General features: G+C 63.7%; 7 protein-coding genes. 4 read left to right on the top strand and 3 right to left on the bottom strand.

The window, feature by feature from the left end; translation table 11 throughout:
- On the top strand, nt 1-157 hold a 157-nt coding region (locus tag DQ229_RS16980; RefSeq protein ID WP_420796850.1), incomplete at its 5' end, for a head-tail joining protein.
- A gap of 15 nt (nt 158-172) precedes the next feature.
- Nucleotides 173-802: a DUF6441 family protein gene (locus DQ229_RS02345; RefSeq protein ID WP_420796849.1), complete on the top strand. Its 630-nt coding sequence runs from the start codon at nt 173-175 to the stop codon at nt 800-802.
- Nucleotides 803-809: 7 nt separating this feature from the next.
- Here the strand turns inward: DQ229_RS02345 and tnpA are convergent, their stop codons facing one another.
- From tnpA to DQ229_RS02360, 3 genes are all read right to left on the bottom strand, one after another.
- Nucleotides 810-1,229, bottom strand: coding sequence for an IS200/IS605 family transposase (gene tnpA, locus DQ229_RS02350; protein ID WP_114964676.1), 420 nt, complete (start codon nt 1,227-1,229; stop codon nt 810-812).
- Nucleotides 1,230-1,358: 129 nt separating this feature from the next.
- Nucleotides 1,359-1,649, bottom strand: a complete 291-nt coding sequence (locus DQ229_RS02355; protein WP_114964677.1) for a type II toxin-antitoxin system RelE/ParE family toxin — start codon at nt 1,647-1,649, stop codon at nt 1,359-1,361.
- On the bottom strand, nt 1,637-1,921 hold the full coding sequence (locus DQ229_RS02360) for a CopG family ribbon-helix-helix protein (RefSeq protein ID WP_114964678.1): 285 nt from the start codon (nt 1,919-1,921) through the stop codon (nt 1,637-1,639). Before DQ229_RS02360 ends, DQ229_RS02355 begins: the two co-directional genes overlap by 13 nt.
- A gap of 86 nt (nt 1,922-2,007) precedes the next feature.
- Between DQ229_RS02360 and DQ229_RS02365 the strand changes: the two genes are divergently transcribed.
- Both DQ229_RS02365 and DQ229_RS02370 read left to right on the top strand, forming a co-directional pair.
- On the top strand, nt 2,008-2,433 hold the full coding sequence (locus tag DQ229_RS02365) for an acyl-CoA transferase (protein ID WP_114964679.1): 426 nt from the start codon (nt 2,008-2,010) through the stop codon (nt 2,431-2,433).
- 27 nt (nt 2,434-2,460) lie between these two features.
- The coding region (locus tag DQ229_RS02370) for a phage tail tube protein (RefSeq protein WP_238380930.1) at nt 2,461-2,886 on the top strand (426 nt) is incomplete at its 3' end.

Here is a 2,886-nt window from a genome sequence, read left to right on the forward strand (position 1 = left end):
GAGCGACTGCCCGGAACTGGCCGCCGGGGACCGCTTCGAGATCGGCCCGGAGATCTTCGTGGTCCAGGGCACGCCGCAGCGCGATCGCGAGCGGCTGGTCTGGACCGTGGAGCTTCTGCCGTGGTGGCCGGACCCGCATGCCGATGTCACCGGGTAGCCTGGGGGAATGGTCATGATCCGGATGGAAATCGCCGGCGATATCGCGGCCATGATGGCCGCCGAGATCAAAGCGGGCGAGCGCGCGGTCAGCAAGGCGGTGACCGAGGCAGGGACCAGCCTCAAGACCGCCTGGCGCGCGCAGATCACCGGTGCGGGGCTGGGCCAGCGCCTCGCGCGCACCGTCCGCTCGGAGCCATTCCCCAAGGGCAAGCCCAGCCTCAATGCAGCAGTGCTGGTCTGGTCAAAGGCCCCGGTCATCGTCGGCGCGCATGACACCGGCCCGCTGATCCGCTCGCGAAACGGGTTCTGGCTGGCGATCCCGACACCCGCCGCAGGGAAATCCGCGCGCGGTGGGCGCATCACGCCCAAGGAATGGGAGCGCCGCTCGGGGCTGCGTCTGCGCTTTGTCTATCGCAGGTCCGGGCCCAGCCTGCTGGTGGCCGAGGGGCGGCTCAATGCGCGTGGACGGGCTGTGATGTCACGATCGAAAACCGGTCGTGGCGTGACCACCGTGCCGATCTTCCTGCTGGTGCCGCAGGTGAAGCTGCGCAAGCGGCTGGACCTGGCGCGGGATGCCAAGGCTGCGCAAGAGCGTATCCCGGGTGCGATCGTGGCGAACTGGGTCGCGGATCGAGCGAAATAGTGAACCACTACCGGCTGACGCCGGTAGCATCGTGTTTGGAATGCAATTCCAGATACTGAAGTATGATATCTTCGGTCACATTTCCGGCGGTGGTCGAGAAGTATCCACGCGCCCAAAATCGCCTGCCCCAACAGCGTTTGCGCAAGTCGGGAAACTCCATCTGGACGCGGCGGGACGAGCGGCCCTTGATGCGCTGCATCACGGTGGCCAGGGCCAGTTTTGGCGGCACGTTGATGAACATGTGCACATGATCGCGCGCCAGCACGCCCTTGACGATATGCACGCCCATCTCGGCGCAGCTCTGGCGGATAATCTCGCGGATGCGCTCGCGCATCGGGCCCTGCAGGACCTTGTAGCGATACTTCGTGGCCCAAACCACGTGATAGCGATGGTAGAATGTGGTATGGCTGGCTGTAGAATAGCTCATGAGGGGTCTCCCGGATTTTGAAGCTTCACCCTCTGGGTGGCTTCAAAATCCGGGAGACCCCTCATTCGTTAGCTGAAGCGAAACCGGCTGAAAGCCGGTGGCTTCAACCCTTAGGTGGATAGTGAACGCTTAGTAACCTGCTTCGCGCTGATGACGGATGGCCAATATCACGGCCTTTTCGCCATCAAACCGGTACAGCGCAATATAACCGCTGCCACCGAAGGGGATGATCCATTCACGAAACTCGGGCGCCATATGTTCAACAGGGCGACCAACAGCGGGCTGGTCCGCCAGGATGTTGACATACATCCGGATGGCTTTCACCGCTTCAGTTGCGGCGGAGGCGCTCTTCTCGACCAGAAAGAGGTGCAAACGCTCAACATCGCGTAGCGCCGCTGGCGACCAGATCAGTTGTGGCATTCAGGCGGCTCGCAGATTTCGCCACCCTCCAGACGGGCAAGCCAGGCATCCGCCTCGCTATGTGTCACGTGCAATCCGGTTACTTCGTATTCTTCCCAAGCTGCCAGTGCGGCTTGGCGAAAGGCTTCGCGTTTTTCTTCGCGCTCCAAAAAATCAGCGACCGCTTCACGCAGGATCCAGTGAGGTGTGCGATCACGCGCATCGGCCAGTTTCTGAAGCCGCGTGCGCGTGGCTTCATCCAGTTTGACTGTCACCGGGCGTACGGCGTTCATGTGCGATTCCTTCGCGCAGGTATCATCAGGTAATACTCAGTAGCACAATCTCGCTGCTGCTTCCAGTCAGCACAGGAAACCCTCCCATGCCCACCCCCCGCGAAACCATTCTCACCGCCCTGGCGGACCTGCTGCGCACGGTGCCACATGTGCCGGTCCTGCGCGGTGAAGTCCTGCCCGAGCGGATCCCGCCCGCGGGCCTGATGATACTGCGCGACGGCAACCCGGGGGAACCGGGCGTGACACTCTCGCCGCTCATGTATCACTACCAGCACCGGGCCGAGCTCGAGGTGATCGTGCAGACCGGCGAGGAGCGCGATGCGCGGTTTGATCGCCTTGTCGGGCGCATTGGCGCGGCCATCGCGGCTGATCGCACGCTGGGCGGGCTATGCGACTGGGTCGAGGCCGAAGCGCCCGAGCCAGTTGATCTGCCGATCGAAGGCGGGGCGACACTGAAGGCGGCCGTGGTGCCGATCATCCTGCATTACGCCACCAGCGATCCGCTGGGCTGACCACCCGACATTCAAGGAGACACCACCATGGCACGAGCCCAGGGGGCGCGAGCGCAAATGGCGCTGGCGTTCGAGACGAGTTACGGCACCCCGCCCGCGAGCGGCTACACGCGGATGCCCTTTGCCAGTTCCACGCTGGGCGCGGAACAACCGCTCCTGAACAGCGAGCTGCTGGGCTATGGCCGCGACCCGCTTGCGCCGATCAAGGATGCGGTAACGGCGGATGGCAATGTCGTGGTGCCGATCGATGCGCAAGGCTTCGGGGTCTGGCTGAAGGCGGCGTTCGGCGCACCGGAGACCAGTGGCACCGCTCCATATACCCATGAATTCCGCTCGGGCGCCTGGGTGCTGCCTTCGATGTCGATCGAGATCGGCCTGCCGGAAGTGCCCCGCTTTGCCATGTATTCGGGCTGCCTGCTCGACACGCTGTCGTGGCAGATGCAGCGCTCGGGG

Origin of the sequence: Alkalilacustris brevis (assembly GCF_003350345.1) — a bacterium.
Taxonomy (GTDB): domain Bacteria; phylum Pseudomonadota; class Alphaproteobacteria; order Rhodobacterales; family Rhodobacteraceae; genus Alkalilacustris; species Alkalilacustris brevis.